18 protein-coding genes and 1 pseudogene are annotated in these 21,966 nt (G+C 64.7%); 5 read left to right on the top strand and 14 right to left on the bottom strand.

The annotated features are described in order from the left end of the window. Positions 1-27: 27 nt before the first annotated feature. The 11 genes and pseudogenes from argE to ABZE94_RS01025 form a co-directional block, all read right to left on the bottom strand. The gene (gene argE, locus ABZE94_RS01075; RefSeq protein ID WP_372873688.1) at positions 28-1,185 is read right to left on the bottom strand and encodes an acetylornithine deacetylase; all 1,158 of its coding nucleotides are present in this window, start codon (positions 1,183-1,185) and stop codon (positions 28-30) included. Next, on the bottom strand, positions 1,178-1,852 hold the full coding sequence (locus tag ABZE94_RS01070; RefSeq protein ID WP_372873687.1) for a DUF1028 domain-containing protein: 675 nt from the start codon (positions 1,850-1,852) through the stop codon (positions 1,178-1,180). The genes argE and ABZE94_RS01070 overlap by 8 nt, the downstream gene beginning before the upstream one ends. A 46-nt stretch (positions 1,853-1,898) precedes the next feature. After that, entirely contained in the window at positions 1,899-2,309 is a 411-nt protein-coding gene (locus tag ABZE94_RS01065; protein ID WP_372873706.1) for a RidA family protein, read from the bottom strand. 15 nt (positions 2,310-2,324) lie between these two features. Next, a pseudogene (locus ABZE94_RS01060) lies at positions 2,325-3,684 on the bottom strand (flavin-containing monooxygenase); the annotation flags it as partial. Between the two features lie 292 nt (positions 3,685-3,976). After that, positions 3,977-4,402 (bottom strand): group II truncated hemoglobin, encoded by a 426-nt coding sequence (locus ABZE94_RS01055; RefSeq protein ID WP_372873686.1) that lies wholly within the window; start codon positions 4,400-4,402, stop codon positions 3,977-3,979. 533 nt (positions 4,403-4,935) lie between these two features. Next, positions 4,936-5,565 (bottom strand): transcriptional regulator, encoded by a 630-nt coding sequence (locus tag ABZE94_RS01050; protein ID WP_372873685.1) that lies wholly within the window; start codon positions 5,563-5,565, stop codon positions 4,936-4,938. Positions 5,566-5,651: 86 nt separating this feature from the next. Continuing rightward, positions 5,652-6,782, bottom strand: coding sequence for an NAD(P)/FAD-dependent oxidoreductase (locus ABZE94_RS01045; RefSeq protein ID WP_372873684.1), 1,131 nt, complete (start codon positions 6,780-6,782; stop codon positions 5,652-5,654). Positions 6,783-6,792: 10 nt separating this feature from the next. Then, on the bottom strand, positions 6,793-7,749 hold the full coding sequence (locus ABZE94_RS01040; protein WP_372873683.1) for an ornithine cyclodeaminase family protein: 957 nt from the start codon (positions 7,747-7,749) through the stop codon (positions 6,793-6,795). A 240-nt stretch (positions 7,750-7,989) separates the two neighbouring features. Beyond that, positions 7,990-9,450: an ATP-dependent RNA helicase RhlB gene (gene rhlB, locus ABZE94_RS01035; protein WP_372873682.1), complete on the bottom strand. Its 1,461-nt coding sequence runs from the start codon at positions 9,448-9,450 to the stop codon at positions 7,990-7,992. 235 nt (positions 9,451-9,685) lie between these two features. Next, entirely contained in the window at positions 9,686-11,587 is a 1,902-nt protein-coding gene (locus ABZE94_RS01030; RefSeq protein WP_372873681.1) for an acyl-CoA synthetase, read from the bottom strand. Continuing rightward, positions 11,584-12,270: an alpha/beta hydrolase gene (locus tag ABZE94_RS01025; RefSeq protein ID WP_372873680.1), complete on the bottom strand. Its 687-nt coding sequence runs from the start codon at positions 12,268-12,270 to the stop codon at positions 11,584-11,586. The genes ABZE94_RS01030 and ABZE94_RS01025 overlap by 4 nt, the downstream gene beginning before the upstream one ends. Positions 12,271-12,752: 482 nt before the next feature. Here ABZE94_RS01025 and ABZE94_RS01020 point away from each other — a divergent pair, with 482 nt between their 5' ends. The 4 genes from ABZE94_RS01020 (at position 12,753) to ABZE94_RS01005 (ending at position 16,946) form a co-directional block, all read left to right on the top strand. Further along, the gene (locus ABZE94_RS01020; protein ID WP_372873679.1) at positions 12,753-13,781 is read left to right on the top strand and encodes an amino acid ABC transporter substrate-binding protein; all 1,029 of its coding nucleotides are present in this window, start codon (positions 12,753-12,755) and stop codon (positions 13,779-13,781) included. 99 nt (positions 13,782-13,880) lie between these two features. After that, positions 13,881-15,065 carry an amino acid ABC transporter permease gene (locus ABZE94_RS01015; RefSeq protein WP_372873678.1) on the top strand — a complete coding sequence of 395 codons (1,185 nt, stop codon included), beginning with the start codon at positions 13,881-13,883 and terminating at the stop codon, positions 15,063-15,065. Between the two features lie 10 nt (positions 15,066-15,075). Continuing rightward, positions 15,076-16,173, top strand: coding sequence for an amino acid ABC transporter permease (locus tag ABZE94_RS01010; protein ID WP_372873677.1), 1,098 nt, complete (start codon positions 15,076-15,078; stop codon positions 16,171-16,173). 11 nt (positions 16,174-16,184) lie between these two features. Further along, on the top strand, positions 16,185-16,946 hold the full coding sequence (locus ABZE94_RS01005) for an amino acid ABC transporter ATP-binding protein (RefSeq protein ID WP_372873676.1): 762 nt from the start codon (positions 16,185-16,187) through the stop codon (positions 16,944-16,946). A 71-nt stretch (positions 16,947-17,017) separates the two neighbouring features. Here the strand turns inward: ABZE94_RS01005 and ABZE94_RS01000 are convergent, their stop codons facing one another. Further along, the gene (locus ABZE94_RS01000; protein ID WP_372873675.1) at positions 17,018-18,067 is read right to left on the bottom strand and encodes an alkene reductase; all 1,050 of its coding nucleotides are present in this window, start codon (positions 18,065-18,067) and stop codon (positions 17,018-17,020) included. A gap of 37 nt (positions 18,068-18,104) precedes the next feature. Then, entirely contained in the window at positions 18,105-18,407 is a 303-nt protein-coding gene (locus tag ABZE94_RS00995) for an ArsR/SmtB family transcription factor (RefSeq protein ID WP_372873674.1), read from the bottom strand. A 129-nt stretch (positions 18,408-18,536) separates the two neighbouring features. On the opposite strand from ABZE94_RS00995, the gene ABZE94_RS00990 reads away from it, so the two are divergent. Next, positions 18,537-19,118 carry an ACP phosphodiesterase gene (locus tag ABZE94_RS00990; RefSeq protein WP_372873673.1) on the top strand — a complete coding sequence of 194 codons (582 nt, stop codon included), beginning with the start codon at positions 18,537-18,539 and terminating at the stop codon, positions 19,116-19,118. Positions 19,119-19,139: 21 nt separating this feature from the next. On the opposite strand, the gene ABZE94_RS00985 is transcribed toward ABZE94_RS00990, so the two are convergent. Next, on the bottom strand, positions 19,140-21,857 hold the full coding sequence (locus ABZE94_RS00985; RefSeq protein ID WP_372873672.1) for an HAD-IC family P-type ATPase: 2,718 nt from the start codon (positions 21,855-21,857) through the stop codon (positions 19,140-19,142). Positions 21,858-21,966 lie beyond the last annotated feature (109 nt).

The following is a 21,966-nucleotide window of genomic DNA, read 5'->3' as shown; positions in this document are numbered from 1 at the left end:
CAGCGGACAACCCCGGCGCGAGCTACGTCATGCCAGCATCCACTTCACCAGCCGTGCCAGTAGCGCATCGCAGCCATCCAGCTGGGACTGGCTGACGAATTCGTCTGCCTGGTGACCCTGCGCCATGCTGCCGGGGCCGCAGACTACCGTGGCGATACCGGCCTGATGGAACAGGCCACCCTCGGTGCCGAAGGCTACTGTGCCGAATTCGCGACTGCCGCTGATCAGCGCAAGCAGTTCGGCCACGTCACTGTGCGGGTCGGTGGCCAGGCCGGGGTAAGCCGATAGCGGTTGGAAATCGATGGCGCTGGCGGCACTGCGTTCACGCATCTGCGGCAGCAAATGCGTCTGCGCATAATCGCGCAATTCACCGGCGACCTGCTGCGGGTCGTCGCCGGGCAGGGCGCGCACCTCGAAGTCGAACTGGCACTCGGCCGGCACTATGTTGAGCGCGCGGCCGCCGTTGATCAGGCCGGTCTGCACGGTGCTGAAGGGCGGGTCGAAACGCGCATCCTGGCGCTCGAGCGCAGTCAAACGCTGGCCGATCTCGCCGAGCCGGTTGATCAGTCTGGCGGCGTATTCGATGGCATTCACCCCGTGCGTCGCATAGGCCGAATGGCAGGCCGCGCCGCGCACCTGGCAGCGCATGGCCAGCTTGCCCTTGTGGCCGAGCACCGGCTTGAGCTCGGTGGGTTCGCCGATCAGGCACAGCAGCGGTTTGTTCGGGCGTCGTTCGAGTTCGGCCAGCAGCGAGCGCACGCCGAGGCAGCCGACTTCCTCGTCGTAGGAAAAGGCCAGGTGCAGCGGCAGGCGCAGTGGTTTTTCCAGAAAGCCCGGCACGGCAGCCAGCACGCAGGCGATAAAGCCCTTCATGTCGGCCGTGCCACGGCCGTAGAGTTTGCCGTCGCGTTCGCTCAGCGCGAAAGGCGGCACTGTCCAGGCCTGGCCGTCCACCGGCACCACGTCGCTATGCCCGGACAGCAGCACGCCGCCATGGTCGGTTGGGCCGATGCTGGCGAACAGGTTGGCCTTGCTGCGCTCGGCGTTGTAGTCCAGCTCGCAGGTCACGCCGAGGCCGTGCAGATAGTCGCGGACGAACTCGATCAGGGCCAGGTTGGAGTCACGGCTGACGGTGGGGAAGGCCACGAGTTCGGCGAGTAGTTCGCGGCTACTTGCATTACTCATCGCCGGGTACGCCGTAGCTCGGCGCACGGGTCGGGTCGAGGGCGCGGATTACGTAGTCGTGCATTTGTGGGCGATAGGCTTGCCAGAGCTTGTCCAGTTCGCCGACGGGGTCGTGCTCGGCCCAATCCACGCGCAGGTCGACCAGCGGCCAGGTCATGTCGTCGACCACCTGCAGCGCCGCCGAATGCACCGGGCCGGCTTCGCCGCCAGCGGTCATGGCTGCGTGCATGGCGGCGAGCAGGCGTTCGCCGAGCAGTCCGGCGCTGTGTTCGAAGGCTTCGATCATCGCGGCGATTACTGCGGGGGAGGCCAGCAGATTGCCGGCCGCCACGCATTGTTCGCCGGCCAGGGCGTGGTGCTGGCCGAGGGCTTCGCTGCCGGAGAACAGGGCGCTGCGGCCCTGGTTGTCGAGCAGCGCGACCTGGCGATACTGGCTGTAGCCGTTACGGCTGAGCGCCAGGTCCAGCGCCGCCGCCGGTTCCAGGCCGGCTTCCAGGGCGTCGAGAATCTGTGGGCCGAGGGCCGGTAGGGTGATGTTCTGGCTGGCCACCGCGCCGATTCCGGCGCGCAGCCAGGGGCAACGGGCGCCCACGGCGATGCTCGAGGAACTGATGGCGATGCCCAGTTGGCCGGTCTCGGCGCAGCGGCCGACGATGGAAAAGGTCATTGCGACTCCTTGATAGATATTGCGAGTGTCACGAGCGAAGCGGCTTTCAGTCGGGAATGACGGCGATCACATCGATCTCCATCAGCCACTGCGGCTGCGCCAGGCCGCTGACCACCAGGCCGGTGGAGATGGGGAATACGCCTTTCAGCCATTTGCCCACTTCCTGGTAGACCGGCTCGCGGTAGCGCGGGTCGGTCAGGTAGGTGGTGGTCTTGACGATATGGCTGAGGTCGCTGCCGGCTTCTTCCAGCAACTGCTTGACGTTCTTCATCGCCTGTTCAGCCTGCGCCCGCGGGTCGCCGAGGCCGACCAGGCGGCCCTCGAAATCGGTGCCGACCTGGCCGCGCACATACACGGTATTGCCGGCGCGCACGGCCTGGCACAGGTCGTTGTCCAGGCTCTGGTTGGGGTAGGTGACCTTGGTGTTGAACATGCGGATGCGGCTATGGGTGGGCATCGGCTTGCTTCCTTTATCCGGTTGATTTAACGGGCGGTTCGGGGCCTGGCTTTGCTCAGTCCGCTGCCTGACGTTGTGCGCAATCGCGATAGGCGAGGTAGGTGCGCTGGGTGGCGATATGGCCAGCAACGTGCTTGGCGTCGTGCCACACCCCCCAGATGAAACTGGAGCCGCGCCGCGACAGCCACGGCAGGCCGAGGAAGTAGACCCCCGGCTCGCTGGACACGCCGCGCTGATGCTGTGGCTTGCCCTTGGCGTCGAAGGCGCCCACCTGCAGCCAGCTGAAATCCACGGCGTAGCCGGTGGCCCAGACGATAGAGGTCACCCCGGCGGCGGCCAGGTCGAGCTCGAGAATGGGCTGGGTCACGCATTGCGGGTCCGGCAGCATGGTGCGGGCCTCGGGCTCCTCCGGCAGGTCGAGACCATTGCGGGCGATATAGGCGTCGGCCGCATCCAGCAGCGCCAGATAGTTCTCATCGCCGCGGGCGAGGTTGTCGGCCAGATCCGCCTGGAAGGTCACCACGCCGTTGTCGAAGGCCTTGGTCAGGCCGACCAGCGTCATGCCCTGCTGGGCCAGGCGGCGGAAGTCCACCGTATGGCCGCCGCGGGCACCGCTGACGGCGATGGTGACGTGCTCCTTGCCCGGCTGGGCGACCTCCGCATCCCATTCGCCGAGCACGCCCAGCCACCAGCAGAAATCGCGGTTGCGGTAGGCGCGCGGCGGACGATCGTGCGGCCCCACCGAGAGGTAGACCTTTCTGCCGGCGCGCTGCAGCTCATCGGCGATCTGCACCCCCGACGACCCGGCCCCCACCACCAGTACGGCACCCGCGGGCAGCTGCGCCGGGTTGCGGTAATCGGCCGAGTGGATCTGGCCGAGCTGCTCATCCTTGGGCGCGATCGGCGGGATAACCGGGCGCTGGAATGGCCCGGTGGCGACCACCACACGACTGGCCTGGATCACCCCCTCGGAGGTTTCCACGGTAAAGCCTGCGCGGTCGGTGTTGCGCACTACCTTTCTCACTTCCACGCCGGTGCGGATGGGGGCGTCGAACTTGCGGGCATAGGCTTCGAAATAGGCCGCTACCCGCTCTTTCGGGGCAAAGGCGTCGGGTTCGAGATCGTCGAACTCCAGGCCCGGGAAGCGGTCGTGCCAGGCCGGGCCGTTGGCCACCAGCGAATCCCAGCGGCCGCTGCGCCAGGCTTCGGCGACCCGGTTGCGCTCCAGCACCAGATGCGGCACCCCGAGCTTGCTCAGGTGTTCGCTGATGGCCACGCCGGCCTGGCCGGCGCCGACCACCAGCGTGTCGATTTCCGTGGTTTCAACGGCCCTGTCGGCGTGCGTCTGCAAAACGCTCTGCTGCAAATCGGTCATGACGTGTTTCCTCTGGTTCCGAGCTTTGTTGTTCTGATGGGTGCGGCTGTCCTTGGGCCCATTCTGTGCAGAACCGGAAATTCACGAAATTATGATTTTTGTCGTCGTTGGCGAGGAAAAAGCTGCGCGCACGGAAATGCCGGGCCGGCATAGCCGCGGGTTTTGCTTAGAGGGTTGCGGGTTTACAGGCGAGGAAATGAAGCCGTTATGGCGCGTGTAGCGGCGGCTATGCGTGCCGGCGGCGAAGCGGTTGGTCAGTGCGCCGGCGGCGTCGTTGGGCGAGCGGCGGTGATCAGGCCTCGCGGTGGCGGTTCTGGCTGGCCTGGACGATACGCTGCGCCGGTACGCGCAATTGCCTCAGCAGGTAGTCGGCAAAGGCCGGCGGGTAGGACTGCACGGCGATCGCCTGGGCCATGCAGCTGAGCCAGATGTCGCTGAGGCGCTCGTCGATCGGCCATTGGGCGTGGAACGCCGGGATCGAGATGGCGCCGTATTTCTCGGCAAACAGCCGCGGGCCGCCCAGCCAGCCGCTGAGAAAACAGGCCAGCTTGTCGCGCGCCATATCGAGATTTTCGCTGTGCATGCGCCGCAGCTCGGCGGCTTCGCTTTGCTCGTCCATCAGCCGGTAGAAGTCGCTGGCCAATCGTTGCAGGCCGGCGATGCCGCCGGCTGCGAGGTAGGAGGCGTCGCCGACGCCGTAGGGGATCTGTTCGTTCATGGTGGACTCTTGGTTAAAACGCCTGCCCGAAACCGGGTTAAACGGCGCGGCTATTGCGGTTATTGTAGGAGCCAGCTTGCAGGCGATTCGGGGGCGTGAAGAGCATCGCCGAGACGCCGGACCGCAGCAAGCTGGCGCGACAGCGCGGCGTCTGGATGACGGGGCTCCTATCAAGCAACCCATATATCATTGATTTTATTGATTATGGTAGGAGCGGCTTTAGCCGCGAATTCTTCGCGGCACAGCACAGCAAAGCAAAGCAAAGCTTCGCGGCTGAAGCGGAACGCCGCCCGGCCGCTCCTACAGGTAGCCACAAGCCGACAGACACGATTGCCCCCAGTTTGCTGCGCGACAGCGCGGCGTCTGGACGACGGGGGATCTTTTATCAAACAGCGGTTGTCGTGGCTGAAATCCATGATGGGTTACGGCGCGTTTGGTCTGCTGGCAGCAGGTTAATTTGTGGGCGCCTAACCTACGCGGCCCGACCTACGCGGCCCGACCCATCCTACGGTCTTGATCCTTGAACACGCGGTTCAGGCTTCGCCTTTGATCTCTTTCAGGTGCTTGTACACGGTGGCGCGGCCCATGTTGAGCACGTTGGCCACGTAGTTGGCGGCGCTCTTGCCCTTGAACGCACCTTCGGCATGCAGGGCTTCGACCAGTTCGCGCTTGTGTTCGCGGGTCAGCAGGTTGAGGCCGAGCTGGCGCTGGCGCAGCCAGTGGTGCAGGAAGGTGTTGATGCGTTCCTGCCAGTCGTCGCGAAACAGCGCGTCCGGCTGGGGGATCAGCTTGCTCGGCGAGAGAAACAGGTCCAGGGCGGCCTTGGCGCTTTCGAACAGCGAGATATTCAGGTTGATGCACAGCACCGCGATCGGCACGCCCCGGGCGTCGCGCAGCACGCTGCTGACCGAGCGGATCTTCTGGCCGTCCCAGTTGAGCTTCTCGTAGGGGCCGATATTCCATTCGTCCACCTCGCCGTCGAGCAGGTCTTCCAGGGCGGCATCGTCGCCGATCTCGCGCTTGGAGATGTTGTTGGCGATGTAGTCGACCTTCTGCGTGCGCAGGTCGTGCAGCACCACTTCGGCGTGGGGGAAGAACAGGGTGGCGATGGCATCGGCGATGACCCGGTAATTATCCAGGTCGGCGGTGGATGTTGGCTTCATCGAGGGCTCCAGTCAGCGCCCCTTGGCACGGGGCGCTGCGAGTGTGGCGCAAAGCACCCGAGGCGTCACCTGTCGGGCGCAGGTTCCTAGGCCTGGCGCAGGCGAGCGGGGGAGAGCATCTGCGCCGTCAGGCCGAACCGGCCGAGGTGCTCGGGCAAGGGTTCGCCGCGGGCCAGGGCGGCGCAGGCCTGGCCCATCGCCGGCGAGGTCTGGATGCCGTAGCCGCCCTGTGCGGCGCACCAGAAGAAGCCCGCCACCTGCGGGTCGTAACCGCCGACCAGGTCGCCATCGGCGACGAAGGAACGCAGCCCGGCCCAGGTGCGGGTCGGCCGGCGGATGCTCAGGCTGGTGTGCTCCTCGATCTGGTAGATGCCCATGGCGATGTCCAGCTCCTCCGGTTGCACGTCGTGGGGCTCGACCGGGTCGGCGTTGGCCGGCGAGCCGAGCAGCATGCCGGCATCGGGCTTGAAGTAGAAGGATTCGTCGAGGCTGACCACGCCGGGCCAGGCCTGGCAGTCGACGCCTTCCGGGCCGGCGAAGATGAAGGCCGCGCGGCGCTTGGGCTGTAGGCCGAGCGGGGCGACCCCGGCGAGCGCGGCGATCTGGTCGCACCAGGCGCCGGCAGCATCGATCAACACCTTGGCGCGAAAGCGCTGGCTGGCGGTGCGCACGTCCCAGCCGTCATCGCGGCGCTGGATCTCCAGCACTTCGCTGTTGCAGTGGATCTGCCCGCCATGCCGGCGGATGCCGCGCAGGTAGCCCTGGTGCAGGGCGTCGGTGTCGATGTCGGCGGCGCTGGGGTCGTACAGCGCGCCCTGGACCTTGTCGCGACGCAGCACCGGCACCAGGGCGCAGGCCTCGTCGGCACCCAGCAGACGCGCCTCGGCCACGCTGGCCTTGGCGCTCCGGTACTGGCGCTGCAGTTCGTCCGGGTCGCCGGCGAAGTCCACCACCAGCTCGCCCCGCGGGCTGAGCAGCGGGTGTTCGGCGAAACCGTGCGGCGGTGCGTCGAAAAACGCCCGGCTGGCGGCGGTCAATGCGCGCACCTGCGGCGTGCCGTAGGTCCCGATGTAGAGCGCGGCGGAGCGGCCGGTGGAGTGGTAGCCGGGCAGTTGTTCGCGTTCGAGCAGGATCACCCGCGCGTGCGGCGCCAGCCAGTAAGCGGTGGAAGCGCCGGCGATCCCGGCGCCGATGATGAGAAAGTCGGCCTGTTGCATGGCGGGGCTCCTAGGCGTTGTTCTTGAGATGATAGAGCGCATTGGCCAGGGCGATGTCTTCCAGGCCCAAACCGATGGAGCGGAAGAACACGTGACGCCGATAGTCCGGCAGGGGCGCCTGGTCGCTGAGCAGCTCCGCCAGGTCGCCGCGGATCAGGGCGCGGTCCCAGTGGTGCTGCTCGCTGGCCAGGCACATTTCACCGGCGCTGGCGGGGGTGGTGGCGCGGTAGTCGCAGTACACATCCATGTTCGCCAGCGACTGCGGCGGCACTTCGTGGGCCCGCGGCGCGTTGGTGCTGATCGAGGTGATCAGCGCCGGCTGGCGCAGGCTGTCCGGGTCGAGCACCGGAGCGGCCGCCGAGGTGCAGAGCAGGATCACCTCGGCGTCGCGGGTCGCCTCCTCAAGGCTGGGGCACAGCTGCAGGCGCGGGTCGAGCTGCCGCAGTGCGAGGCGCTGGGCATCGGTCTGTTCGGCCAGGCTCGGCGAATAGACACGGATACTCTGCCACTCACGCAAGCCCTTGACGTAGTGCACGTGGGCACGCGCCACCGCGCCGCTGCCGATCACCGCCAGGCGGCTGGCCTGCCTGGGCGCCAGGGCATCCACGGCGACCGCGGTGGTGGCGGCGGTGCGTGCGGTGGTCAGGGCGCCGGCATCGCAGAGCAGCAGCGGTTGGCCGCTTTGCATCGACATCAGCAGGGTCCAGGCGCTGACCAGCGGACCTTGCTCGCGCACGATATAGGGCGAGGTCTTGACCCCGTACACGCCTGCTTCGGCCAATACGCCGAGGTAGTTGATGAAATCGCCGGCGGCGTCGGGGAATTCGACCAGCTGCTGCGCTGGCTGCACGGCAGTGCCCGCCGCCAGGCCACGGAACATGGCGAGCATGGCCTGGTGTACGTCGATTCGGGCGAGCAGCTGCTCGGCCTCGGCCTGGTGCAGTACGTAGGGCGTGAGGGTAGGCATGCGGGTACTCCGGCTGGAAATAAACTTAATAATCCATTCTGGACTTTTAAGTATTTCTCGGCAAGGGCCATGGCCGCAGGCTGTCCGTTCGTGGCGCACTGTTGAAGCTGCTGCTGGCTGATCGCCTGCGTGGACAAGTCCGCTCCCACAGGGGAGCGTGCCAGGTGACGGCGCTTGGTCGGCCATCGCCCACAAAAAAGGCGAAGCCGCTTGGCTTCGCCTGTTTGGTGTTTCCTGCTGCTAGTGCTTGCGCGGCACCGGCTTGAGCAGCTCTTCTGGCGGCATCTCGCAGTTGATTTTGCGCCCCAGCAGTTGCTCGATCGGCGGCAGGGCGTAGGCGTCGTTTTCGCTGGCGAAGCTGATCGAGGTGCCGCTGGCGCCCGCGCGACCGGTACGGCCGATGCGGTGCACGTAGTCGTCCGGCACGTCCGGCAGGGTGTAGTTGATCACGTGGCTGATGGCGTCGACGTGGATGCCGCGGCCGGCCACATCGGTTGCGACCATCACCCGGATCTTGCCTTCGCGGAAGCCTTCCAGGGTCTTGATCCGCTTGTGCTGCGGCACGTCGCCGGACATCTGGGCGGCGCTGATGCCGTCGCGGGTCAGGCGTTCTTCGATGCGCCGCACTTCGTCCTTGCGGTTGGCGAAGACCATCACCCGGATCCAGTCGTTCTGCGCGATCAGGTTGTACAGCAGCTTGTACTTGTCGCTGGAGGCGACCATGTAGACGTGCTGCTCGACGGTGTCGCTGGCGACGTTCTCCGACTCGATCTCGACGATGGCCGGGTCGGTGGTCCACTGCTTGGCCAGGTTCATCACGTCTTCGGTGAAGGTGGCGGAGAACAGCAGGGTCTGGCGCTCGTTCTTCGGCGGGGTCTGGCGGATGATCTGGCGCACCTGGGGGATAAAGCCCATGTCGAGCATGCGGTCGGCTTCATCGAGCACCATCACTTCGACCATGTCCAGATGCACTTCGCCACGCTGGTTGAAGTCGAGCAAACGGCCCGGAGTCGCCACCAGGATGTCGCAATAGCGCGACTCGAGCAGCTTGAGCTGTTTGTCGAAGTCCATGCCGCCGACGAAGCTCATCACGTTGAGCCCGGCGTACTTGGTCAGGTCCGCGGCGTCCTTGGCGATCTGCACCACCAGCTCGCGGGTCGGCGCGATGATCAGCGCGCGCGGCTCGCCCATGTAGCGCTCTTTCGGCGGTGGGGTCTGCAGCAGCTGGGTGATGATCGAGATCAGGAAGGCGGCGGTCTTGCCGGTGCCGGTCTGGGCGCGGCCGATGGCGTCCTGGCCCCTGAGGGTGTAGCCCAGCACCTGGGCCTGGATCGGCGTGCAGTAGGGGAAACCCAGATCGTGGATCGCATGCATCAGCTCGGGGGCGAGTTTGAAATCATGGAAACGGGTCTTGCCTTCGGCCGGTTCGACCGCGAAGTCTTCCAGCTTCCAGGTGTCCACCGGCTTGGCTGCGCGCTGGCGCCGGGACTTGTCGGTCTTGGCGGTGGGTTTTTCTGGACTGGGCGCCGTTGCAGGTACGCTGTCGCTCACGCTGGCCGGTTGGCGCATCTTGGTCGCGCGGCTGGGTTTCTCGTGTTTGTTGTCGCCGTTGCGGGGCGTGGTTGGCGAAGCAGACGTGCTGGTTGGGCTGGGCTGCTCGCCCTCGGCTTTGCCGAACATTTTCTTGAGTGCTTTGAGCACGGTCATCTCATCAATTGGTTAAGGAGTGAACGGCTGCCAGTGTAAAGCAAGAAGCCGGCGCGGCGAAGTGCCATGGCTGGCGGCTGCTACCAGCAGTCAGTGGCTGGGAGGCAATTGTCTGATAAGGCATCAAAGTCTCCGCGATTGGCGGTGCGTTCAACATATTAGAAGGCGCAATTTAGAAGGCGCAATCCGGGAGACTCGCCGCGGATTGCGCCGGAGCCGATCCGGTTGGTCAGTCGCCGCCGTGCAGCTGGATGGGCACCGCGAATCCGGCCAGGCGCTTGCTCACGGCCTGCTCCAGCTGGCTGTCGCGGCGCGGCAGGTGGATGTGGGCGAGCTGGCCGCGGCGTTCGTCGCTGAGCACCTCGACGCGGATGGCACTGTCCAGTTCGGCCACTGCCGCTTGATAGACGCGGCGAATGGCATCGAGGCGCAGGGTTGGTTTGAAGGTCTTGCCCACCGCCGTGACCGGGATGGCGTCGATGATCCAGGCGTCCTTGGGCACGGCCGCACGTTCGCTAATATGCGCGGCGGCATGCGCCAGCAGTTGCGCTTCGCTGGCCTGGCTGCCCGGCTTGAGTTGGATATAGACCACCGGCAGTTCGCCGGCCTTCTCGTCGGGCTTGCCGACCGCGGCGGCCAGGGCCACGGCAGGGTGGCCGTGCAGGGCCTGCTCGATCATCTGCGGGTCGATGTTGTGCCCGCCGCGGATGATCAGGTCCTTGCTGCGCCCGGTCAGCCAGATGTAACCGTCGGCGTCGATGCGCCCCAGGTCGCCGCTGTTGAACCAGTCGCCGTCGACCCAGATGCCCTGGTTCTTGACGGTCTGCAGGTAGCCCTTGAACACCGTGGCGCCGCGGATGCACAGGTTGCCGATTTCATCTTGTGCGGCATCGCGCAGGTAGCGGCCCTGCTCGTCGAGCTGCTTGATGCTGACTTCGCAGTAGGGCATGCGCAGGCCGATCGAGCCGGGACGGCGCTCGCCGGCGGGTGGATTGGCGCAGGTGCCGCAGGTGCCTTCGGTGAGGCCGTAGCCTTCGATCAGGGTCAGCCCGGTCTTGGCCTCGAATTGGCGGATCAGCTCCACCGGCATCGGCGCGGCGCCGCACAGGGCGTATTTCAGCGAGCTCAGGTCGTGTCCCGCGCTGGGCACCTGCAGCAGGCCGGCATAGATGGTCGGCACGCCGCTGAAGAAACTGACCTTGTGGCGTTCGATGATGCGCCAGAAGTTCTCGATCAGCGCGCCATTGCGATAGCCCTGCGGGGTGGCCAGGAGGACTTCGGCACCGCCGCCGAAGGCGGTCAGGCCGGTGACGATGACGCCGTTGACGTGGAACAGCGGCAGGCCGCATAGAGTCACGTCGCCAGGCGCGAAGCCGGTCACCATATTCATGCTGTAGGCCATCGCCACTTCGTTGCCGTGGCTGTGCGGGGCCAGCTTGGGGGTGCCGGTGGTGCCGCCGGTGTGGAAATAACTGGCGATGTCGTCCGGGTGGAACCGGCGACCGCTTTCCAGCTGGTCGGCCGGGCAGGCGGCGATCAGTTCGTCGAAGTCCAGCACGCCTTGCGGCAGCGGCCCGCGTTGCGTCTTGAGCGCGCTGCGTTGCGGCTCGGGCAGCAGGTTGGCCATGTCCACGCAGATCACCGCCTTGAGGTCCGGCAGGTGGCCGCGCAGCGACTCGACCTTGGCCCACAGGTCGGTGCCGGGGAAGGGCGCCAGGGTCACCAGCAACTCGGAGTCGGAGGCCTGGATCAGCTCGGCAATATGCTCGGCTTCCAGCAGCGGATTGATCGCGTTGACGATGCCGGCCGCTTCGCCGCCCCAGATGGTGAAGTGAGTCTGCGGCAGGTTGGGTAGCAGGAAGGAGACCGCCTTGCCCGGGCGCAGGCCGAGGCGGTGGAAGGCGTTGGCGGTCTGGGTGATCTTGCCCAGCAATTGCTGGTAGCTGAGCCGGTAAGTCGGCTCATCGACAGTACCCTGGAGGATGAAGGACAGCGCCGGTGCCTGCGGGTGCGCCGCGGCCGTGCGGCGGATCAGGTCGTAGGTGCTGGCCGGCAGGTTGCGTTCGGCCAGTGGGGTGGCTTCGATCTGCTCGATATCGGCTAAACCGCGAATGATGGGCTGGTTGGTCATTTATTGATCTCGGCTTGTGACATTGGCGTGCTCAGCCGCTGCGCCAGCCAATCGGCGATGTCGCGGATCTCTTCCGGCAACACTTCATGGGCCATCGGATAGTCGCGCCACTGCACGGCGACGCCACAGGCGGCCAGTTGATCGTGGGCTGCGCGACCCATGGTGGGCAGCACAACCTCGTCGAATCTGCCATGCGCACAGAGTGTTGACAGTTGTTTTTTTGTATCCGCCAGCTGCATGTCGTCACTGAATGTCGGTGCATAGGTGGACAGGGCGATGACCCCGCCGAGCGGTCCCTGCCAGCGCAGGAAGGCGGCGTGCAGCACCACGGCGCCGCCCTGGGAGAACCCGGCGAGAAAGATCCGGGCCGGGTCGATGCCGCTGTCGCGCTGCGCTTCGATCAGACTGATCACTTGCTGGGCCGATGCTTCCAGTTGTTCGCGGTTGATCGCCCGTGCCGGGTTCATGGCCAGGATGTCGTACCAGCTGGGCATGGCCCAGCCACCATTGATGGTCACCGCCTGGGTCGGTGCCTGGGGCAGGACGAAGCGGGTGCTGTGCAGGCGCTCCTGTAGTGCTTCGGCCACGGGGAGAAAGTCATAGCGGTCGGCCCCCAGGCCGTGCAACCAAATGACGCAGGCGTCGGCAGCGAGTGTGGGCTCAAGGATCAACGGTTCGCTCATGGGTAGCTCCGGGGTGGTGCAGGTGTGCATGTTTTAGTGCACCTGAAATATCAGTGAGTGGCTAATCTGTGAAGAAGATGTCGCAAGGTTACAAGTTTTGCGCTTGACCTGTACGTATGGTGATAAAGGCGAAGCTTTGGTACGGGCTTTGCTATAACCAACCGGGACTGATGCTGTAGCCCGGAACGGTAACACTGCTAGCAAACCGGGTATGGAACAGACGGGAAGCCATTTGTTGGGGGTTTCCACTAGACTCGGCAAACGCTGCATATTTGCCGATAAGCGAATCGCTATCCGTCTCCAGCCCATTCGACCAATGGGCGAGCGCGAGATTTTATGGCCGATGCAACGATCGCCAACTAGACTCTCGCGAGGTCTGAGCCCCGGTTGATCGCGTTGCTGCCGACACGATCGACGTGCCCCATAAGGGTACGGAGGTAGGGCCGAGACTCCAAACACAACAAAAGCAACTGGAGGTTTTAATGAAGATGGTGAAATCCACCCTGGCTATTCTGACTACCGCAACCGTTCTGGGTGTCAGCGGCTTCGTTCACGCTGGCGCGACCCTGGACGCGGTACAGAAGAAAGGTTTCGTTCAGTGCGGCATCAGCGATGGTCTGCCTGGCTTCTCCTACGCCGATGAAAAAGGCAATTATTTCGGCCTCGACGTCGATGTATGCCGCGCAGTGGCCGCTGCCCTGTTTGGCGATGCGACCAAAGTCAAATACAGCCCCTTGACTGCCAAGGAGCGCTTCACCGCGCTGCAATCCGGCGAAGTCGATGTGCTGTCGCGCAACACCACCTGGACCAGCTCGCGCGACTCCGGCCTGGGCCTGAACTTTGCCGGCGTGAACTACTACGACGGCCAGGGTTTTCTGGTTAACAAGAAACTCGGGGTGACCAGTGCCAAGGAACTCGACGGCGCTACCGTGTGCATCCAGGCCGGCACCACCACCGAGCTGAACCTCTCCGACTACTTCCGCGCCAACGGCCTGAAGTACACCCCGATCACCTACGATACTTCCGACGAGAGCGCCACTTCTCTGGAATCCGGCCGTTGCGACGTGCTGACTTCCGACCAGTCGCAACTCTACGCCCAGCGCATCAAGCTGGCTGCGCCGCTGGAGTACGTGGTACTGCCGGAAGTGATCTCGAAAGAGCCGCTGGGCCCGGTTGTGCGTCAGGGTGATGACGAGTGGTTCAACATCGTCCGTTGGAGCCTGTTCGCCATGGTCAACGCCGAAGAGCTGGGGATCACCTCGGCTAACGTCGAGGAAACGGCGAAAACCACCAAGAACCCGGACGTTGCACGTCTGCTGGGTGCCGAAGGCGAGTACGGCAAGGACCTGAAACTGCCGAAGGACTGGGCCGTGCAGATCGTCAAGCAGGTGGGCAACTACGGCGAGAGCTTCGAGCGCAACGTCGGTGCCGGCAGCGAGCTGAAGATCGAGCGTGGCCTCAACGCCCTGTGGAACAAAGGTGGTCTGCAATACGCACCGCCAGTGCGCTGATCGTCTTTGCCGGTGTCCCGTCCCGGGGCATCGGCATGTTCTAGATGACGTGAACCCCATGCCCGCCAATGCGGGCATGGGGGTTCCTAGAGGGCTCCTATGCAAAATCCTGCAAATGTCTCGCGGCCACGCGGATCGGTCTGGACCGATCCCAAGGTGCGCGCATGGCTATTCCAAATTATTGCCGTTATCGTCGTCGTGGCGCTCGGCTGGTACCTGTTCGATAACACTCAGACCAACCTCGAGAAGCGTGGGATCACCTCCGGGTTCTCCTTTCTCAACAACAGTGCCGGGTTCGGCATTGCGCAAAGCCTGATCGATTACAACGAAAGCCACACCTATGGGCGGGTCTTCTTCGTTGGTTTGCTCAACACCCTGCTGGTGTCGGTGATCGGCATCTTTCTGGCGACCATTCTGGGCTTCATCCTCGGTGTGGCGCGGCTGTCGCCCAACTGGTTGATCGGCAAGCTCGCTACCGTCTACATCGAGACCTTCCGCAATATCCCGCCGCTGCTGCAGATCTTCTTCTGGTACTTCGCGGTGATGCTCTCGCTACCCGGTCCGCGCGCCAGCCTGGAGATAGGTCAGACCTTCTTCCTCAATAGCCGCGGCTTGTATATGCCGGCGCCGAGCCCCTCGGACAGCTTCGTCAGCTTTTTCGGGGCTTTGGTGGTGGCGATCATCGGCATCGTCTTGCTGACACGCTGGTCGCGGGCACGGTTCGAGGCCACCGGCAGGTACTTTCCGGTGTCCTTGGGGGCGATACCGCTGTTGCTGGTGCTGCCCGGCCTGGCCGTGCTGCTGACCGGCAATCCGCTGCAATGGAGCACGCCCGAGCTGACCGGTTTCAACTTCACTGGCGGCTGGGTACTGATTCCCGAATTGATGGCCTTGACCCTGGCCTTGTCCATCTACACGGCGGCCTTCATCGCCGAGAACGTGCGTTCCGGGATCATGGCGGTCAGTCATGGACAGACCGAGGCAGCACGTTCGCTGGGCCTGCCGGGCGGCAAGACCCTGCGCCTGGTGATCATTCCCCAGGCCATGCGGGTGATCATTCCGCCGCTGACCAGTCAGTACCTCAACCTGGCGAAGAACTCCTCGCTGGCGGCCGGTATCGGTTATCCGGACATGGTCTCGCTGTTCGCCGGCACGGTGCTCAACCAGACGGGGCAAGCCATCGAGGTGATTGCCATCACCATGAGTGTGTACCTGGCCATCAGCATCAGCATTTCCATGTTGATGAATTGGTACAACAAGCGCATGGCGCTGATCGAACGCTAGAGGACAAGCCATGAGCACTCATACTTTCAAGCCCGATCTACCGCCACCGCTGCTGAGCGTCGGCGTACTCGGTTGGCTGCGCGCCAACCTGTTCTCCAACTGGTTCAACAGCCTGCTGACCCTGTTCGCCGCCTACCTGATCTGGCTGATCGCACCGCCGATCATCCAGTGGGCCTTCATCGATGCCGACTGGGTGGGCACGACTCGGGCCGACTGCAACTCGGGCGGGGCTTGCTGGGTCTTCATCCAGCAGCGTTTCGGCCAGTTCATGTACGGCTTCTACCCGACCGATCTGCGCTGGCGTGTCGACCTGACCCTATGGTTGGCCGTCATCGGTGCCGCCCCGCTGTTCATCTCGGCAATGCCGCGCAAGGCCGTGTATGGCCTCAGCTTTCTGGTGGTGTATCCATTGCTGGCCTACTGGTTGCTGCATGGCGGCTTCTTCGGCCTGCGCGAGGTGGCCACCAGCCAATGGGGTGGTTTGATGCTGACCCTGGTGATCGCCGCCGTGGGTATCGCTGGCGCCTTGCCGCTGGGCATAGCGCTGGCGCTCGGACGGCGTTCGGACATGCCGGCGATCCGGGTGATCTGCGTGACCTTCATCGAGTTCTGGCGCGGTGTGCCGCTGATCACGGTGCTGTTCATGTCGTCGGTGATGCTGCCGTTGTTCCTGCCTGAAGGCATGAGCTTCGACAAACTGATGCGCGCGCTGATCGGGGTGATCCTGTTCCAGTCGGCCTATATCGCCGAAGTGGTGCGCGGTGGCCTGCAGGCCATTCCCAAGGGCCAGTACGAAGCCGCTGCGGCCATGGGTCTGGGTTACTGGCGGATGATGGGCCTGGTGATTCTGCCGCAGGCGCTGAAGCTGGTGATTCCCGGCATCGTCAACACCTTTATCGCGCTGTTCAAGGACACCAGCCTGGTGATCATCATCGGCCTGTTCGACCTGCTCAACAGCATCAAGCAAGCCACCACCGATCCGGTTTGGCTGGGCATGGCCACCGAAGGCTATGTATTCGCCGCCCTGGTTTTCTGGGTTTTCTGTTTCGGCATGTCCCGCTACTCCATGCATTTGGAACGTAAGCTGAACACTGGCCACAAGCGTTAGGAGTTATTTCAATGGCTGTAGCAAAAAAACAAACCAGCGCTGAATCGATGATCCTGATGGAAGGCGTGCACAAGTGGTATGGCGAGTTCCACGTGCTCAAGGACATCAACCTGAACGTCAAACCGGGCGAGCGTATCGTCCTCTGCGGTCCGTCCGGTTCCGGCAAGTCCACCGCCATCCGCTGCATCAACCGGCTGGAAGAACACCAGCAGGGGCGCATCGTGGTCGATGGCACCGAACTGACCCATGACCTCAAGCACATCGAGACAGTACGTCGCGAAGTGGGCATGGTGTTCCAGCACTTCAATCTGTTTCCGCACCTGACCGTGCTGCAGAACTGCACCCTGGCGCCGATGTGGGTGCGCAAGATGCCCAAGCGTCAGGCCGAAGAAGTCGCCATGCATTTCCTCGAGCGCGTGCGCATCCCCGAGCAGGCCCTCAAGTACCCGGGGCAGTTGTCCGGCGGCCAGCAACAGCGCGTGGCGATTGCCCGGGCGCTGTGCATGAAGCCGAAAATCATGCTGTTCGACGAACCGACCTCGGCCCTCGATCCGGAAATGGTCAAGGAAGTGCTGGACACCATGATCGGCCTGGCCGAAGACGGCATGACCATGCTCTGCGTGACCCACGAGATGGGCTTCGCCCGCACCGTGGCGAACCGGGTGATCTTCCTCGACAAGGGCGAGATCGTCGAACAGGCCGATCCCGAAACCTTCTTCAACAACCCGCAGAACGAGCGCACCAAGCTGTTCCTCAGCCAGATCCTGCACTGAGAACCCGTGGCAATGAAAAAAGGAGCCCTCGGGCTCCTTTTTTCATTCAGCGCGTCAGGCGCCCGGCATCGTTACATCCGTGGGTAATCGATATAGCCAACCGCCCCGGAACCATAAAAGGTTGCCGGCTGCGGTTCGTTCAACGGGGCGTCCTCGGCGAGGCGCGCAGGCAGGTCCGGATTGGCGATAAAGGGGATGCCGAAGGCCACGGCATCGGCCTTGCCGCTGGCCAGCCAGGCGTTGGCCTGCGCCTTGCTGAAGCGCTCGTTGGCGATGAACACGCCACCGAAGGCTTGCTTCAGACCCGGTGCCAGGCTGTCATCGGCTTCCTGCTCGCGGGCACAGATAAAGGCGATGCCGCGCTTACCCAGTTCGCGGGCAATGTAGGTGAAGGTCTCGGCGCGGTTGCTGTCGCCCATGTCGTGGCTGTCGGCGCGAGGCGCCAGGTGCATGCCGACCCGGCCGGCGCCCCACACCGAAATCACCGCATCGGTGACTTCCAGCATCAGCCGTGCACGGTTTTCCAGGGCGCCGCCGTAGCGGTCGCTGCGCTGGTTGGTGCTGTCCTGGAGGAACTGGTCGAGCAGGTAACCGTTGGCGCCATGGATTTCCACGCCGTCGAAACCGGCCGCCTTGGCATTTTCCGCACCCTGGCGATAGGCCTCGACGATATCGTCGATTTCCTCGGTTTCCAGGGCGCGCGGGGTGACGTATTCGGTGATCGGGCGTACCAGACTGACATGCCCGGCCGGCGCGATGGCACTGGGCGCTACCGGCAGTTCGCCGTTGAGATAGCTGGGGTGGGAGATACGCCCGACGTGCCACAGTTGCAGGACGATCTTGCCGCCATGGGCATGCACCGCCTTGGTGATATTGCTCCAGCCGCGCACCTGTGCGTCGGACCAGATGCCGGGGGTATCCGGGTAGCCGACGCCCATCGGCGTGACCGCGGTGGCCTCGCTGATGATCAGCCCGGCGGAGGCGCGTTGCACGTAGTACTCGGCCATCAGCGCGTTGGGTACACGGCCCTCGTCGGCGCGGGTGCGGGTCAGGGGCGCCATGATGATGCGGTTGTTCAGTTCCAGCTCGCCGATGGTGATCGGGTCGAAAAGCGTAGGCATCGGATGATCCTCGGTCAGGGTTGCAGATAGTGGGGGGCTAGAGTTCTTGGCTGATGTGGCGCACAAACGCCTGGATGTTGTCTTCGTTGCGTTTGAAGAAATGCCACTGGCCGACCTTCTTGCTGGTCACCAGGCCGGCTCGTTGCAGGGTCGCCAGGTGGGCCGAGACCGTCGATTGCGACAGCCCGGTGCGCTGGTCGATCTTGCCGGCACACACGCCGATCTCCAGCGGGTGATCCTGGTCGGCGAAATAGGCCTCGGGGGTTTTCAGCCAGTGCAGGATGTCGCGGCGCACGGGGTGGGCCAGGGCTTTGATCACTTCATCGATATCGATGGGCATGGGTGCGGTTTCCAGGGTTGCTGTCGCGCCATATCGCGATGGGGCGAACTATATATCGGTCCCAGGCGATACACAGATCGTTTGCGCCGATAGTGCTCATTGCCCGCGCTGATGTGTATGCTCCGGCCTATGAACTACCTCGCTCATCTGCACCTCGGTGGCGACGCGCCGGCCCAACTGCTCGGCAGCCTGTATGGCGATTTCGTCAAAGGCCGGCTGGCCGGGCAGTGGCCGGCGGATATCGAGGCGGCGATCGTCCTGCATCGGCGCATCGATGCCTTTACCGACAGCCATGCGCTGCTGGCCCAGGCCCGTGCGCGCTTCCCCGCCGAGCGCCGGCGCTATGCCGGTATCCTCCTGGACCTGTTCTTCGACCACTGTCTGGCGCGCAACTGGCCGGATTACGCCGACGAACCGCTGGCGCAGTTCACCGGGCGGGTGTATCGGGTCTTGGCCGATGAGCCGGTCCTGCCCGGGCGCCTGGCCCTGATTGCGCCGCGCATGGCGGCCCAGGACTGGCTGGGCAGCTACCGCGATTTCGCCGTGCTGGAACAGGTGATTGCCGGCATGGGCCGGCGCCTGTCACGGCCCGGCGTGCTGGATGGCAGCCTGCTCGAACTGGAGCGCCTGTATCAGCCGCTGAGCGAGGATTTCCGCGCCTTCTACCCCGAACTGATGGAGTTCGTCAGGCGGGCGCAGGATTGCAGGTAGGGTGCGCCGCGCGCACCGGGTTCAGCCCCCGGCATGCGGATGCAGGTGAAAGCGGCGGATCACCGCCTTCTCCAGCTCGGCGACGCTGAACAGCAGCAACCCGGCCAGCACTACACGCAGCCATTCGTCGCCGCCCAGTGCAGTGGAGCCGAATACCTGCTGCATGGGCGGTGCGTAGGTGAACAACAGTTGCAGCGCCAGGCACACGGCGATGGCCAGCAGCACCTTGGGGTTGCCGAGCAAGCCTTCGCGATTGAGGACCGAGGCGAAGATATGCCGGCTGTTCACCAGGTAGAACATCTCGCACATCACCACGGTGTTGACGGCCATGGTGCGCGCGCTTTCCAGGCTGTTGCCGTGGCGCATTTCCCAGAGAAACAGGCCGAGGGCGCCGCCCATCATCAGCAGCGAAACCATCAGCACGCGCCAGACGAAGAAGCCCGTGAGCAGCGGCTCGGCCGGCGGGCGTGGCGGACGGCTCATCAGACCTTGCTCGGACGGTTCGAAAGCGAGGGCCAGGGCCAGGGTGATGGAGGTGACCATGTTGATCCACAGCACCTGGACCGGGGTCAACGGCAGATTCAGCTGGAACAGGATGGCGGCGATCACGATCAGGGCTTCGCCGCCGTTGGTGGGCAGGACGAACAGGATGAATTTCTTCAGGTTGTCGTAGATCGCCCGGCCCTCGCGCACGGCCCCGGCAATGGTGGCGAAGTTGTCGTCGGTGAGGACTATCTCTGCCGCTTCCTTGGCCGCCTCGGTGCCCTTGCGGCCCATCGCCACGCCGATATCCGCACGCTTCAGCGCCGGCGCATCGTTGACCCCGTCGCCGGTCATCGCCACCACTCCGCCGCTGGCCTGCATGGCCTGCACCAGGCGCAGCTTGTGTTCCGGGCTGGCGCGGGCGAACACCTCGATGCCGGCTAGCAACTCGCGCAGGCGGCGTTCGTCGAGCAGTTCGATTTCGGCGCCGGTCAGGGCCGGCCGGCCAACCCCGATGCCCAGTTGCGCGCCGATGGCGCGGGCGGTTTCGACATGATCGCCGGTGATCATTTTCACCGCGATGCCGGCGCTGCGGCATTCGGCCACCGCGGCGATGGCCTCTTCGCGGGGCGGGTCGATGATGCCGAGCAGGGCGAGCAGGGTGAAACCCTGTTCCACATTGGCAAAACTCAGGCTGCGTTGCTCGGCATCGGCCGGGCGGCTGGCAATGGCCAGCAGGCGCAAGCCGTGGGCGGCCAGGTCAGTGGCCTGGCGCCGCCAGTAGTCCGCATCGAGCGGCTGGTCGCCGTCGCCGGTGCGTTGCCGGCTGCACATCTCCAGCAGTCGCTCGGGGGCGCCCTTGAGGTAGATCAGCCCATGACCGCCATGGTCATGGTGCAGGGTGGCCATGAAGCGGTGTTCCGACTCGAAGGGAATGGCGTCGCTGCGCGGCAGCTCGGCCTGCGTCTCCAGTGCGGCGAGGCCGGTTTTCAGGGCCAGGGTGGCGAGTGCGCCTTCGGTCGGGTCGCCGTGCAGCAGCCAGTTGCCGGCGGCGTCCTCCTCCAGCCGGGCATCGTTGCACAACAGCGCCGCGCGGCCGATCTCGAGCAGGGCCCGATCGATCTCCAGGGGCGCGCCAGCGAGATGAAAGCCTCCGACGGGGGCGTAACCGACACCGCTGACGTCGATGATTCGGTCGGCGCTGACCAGCCGTTGCACGGTCATCTCGTTGCGGGTCAGGGTGCCGGTCTTGTCCGTGCAGATCACGGTGACCGAACCGAGGGTTTCCACCGCCGGCAGGCGCCGTACGATGGCGTTTTGTCGGGCCATGCGCTGCACGCCGAGGGCCAGGATCACAGTCATGATCGCCGGCAACCCCTCGGGAATCGCCGCGACGGTCAGCGCCACCACCATCATGAATGTCTGCGCCGGATCCTGCTCGCGCCACAGGGTGCCGAGGGCGAAGGTGACGACCGCCAGGATCAGCAGGGCCACGCTCAGCCAGCGGCTGAAGCCGTCGATCTGCCGCAGCAGCGGGGTGGTCAGCGGCTGCACCTGTTGCAGCATGCTGCCGATGCGTCCCAGTTCGGTGGCCGGGCCTGTGGCCACCACCAGGCCGAGGGCCTGGCCGCTGCTGACCAGGGTGCCGGAGTAGGCCATGCAGCGGCGGTCGCCGAGCACGGCGTCGGCGGCCGAGCGGGCGATGGATTTCTCCACCGGTACCGACTCGCCGGTCAGCGCCGCTTCCTCGACGATGAAATTCTTCACCTTGAGCAGGCGCAGGTCGGCCGGCACCTTGTCCCCGGAGACCAGGGCGACGATATCGCCGGGCACCAGCTGTTCGGCGGGGATTTCCCGGCGTTCGCCATCGCGCAGGACCATGGCATGCAACGACAGCATGTCGCGAATGGCGTCCAGGGCGTGCTCGGCCTTGCCCTCCTGAATGAAGCCGATCAGCGCATTGATCAGCACCACGACGAGGATCACCGCGGTATCCACCCAGTGCCCGAGCAGGGCGGTGACCGCCGCCGCGGCGATCATCATGTACAGCAGCAGGTTGTGAAATTGCAGCAGCAGGCGCAACAGCGGGCCGCGGCGCCTGGGCGGCGGCAGGCGATTGGCCCCATAGCGTTGCAGGCGTGCCGCAGCCTCGTTCTCGGCGAGGCCCGTCGGGTTGCTGTGCAGGTTGTCGAGGGCCTGTTGCGTATCGAGGGCGTGCCAGTCCGATTCGGTGTGAGCCGGTTGTCGGGTGTCCATTCAGCCTTCTCCATGATTGCACTGTTGGCACAGTAGTCTTATTCACGGAGCCTGCGCTGATCTGCATCAAAACCGCCGGACATGTTCTGCGGTCGAATGTTCAGACACG

This window comes from Pseudomonas sp. (genome assembly GCF_041601375.1).
In the GTDB taxonomy this organism is placed as follows: Bacteria; Pseudomonadota; Gammaproteobacteria; order Pseudomonadales; family Pseudomonadaceae; genus Aquipseudomonas.
This window is presented reverse-complemented; position numbering and strand designations above follow the sequence as displayed.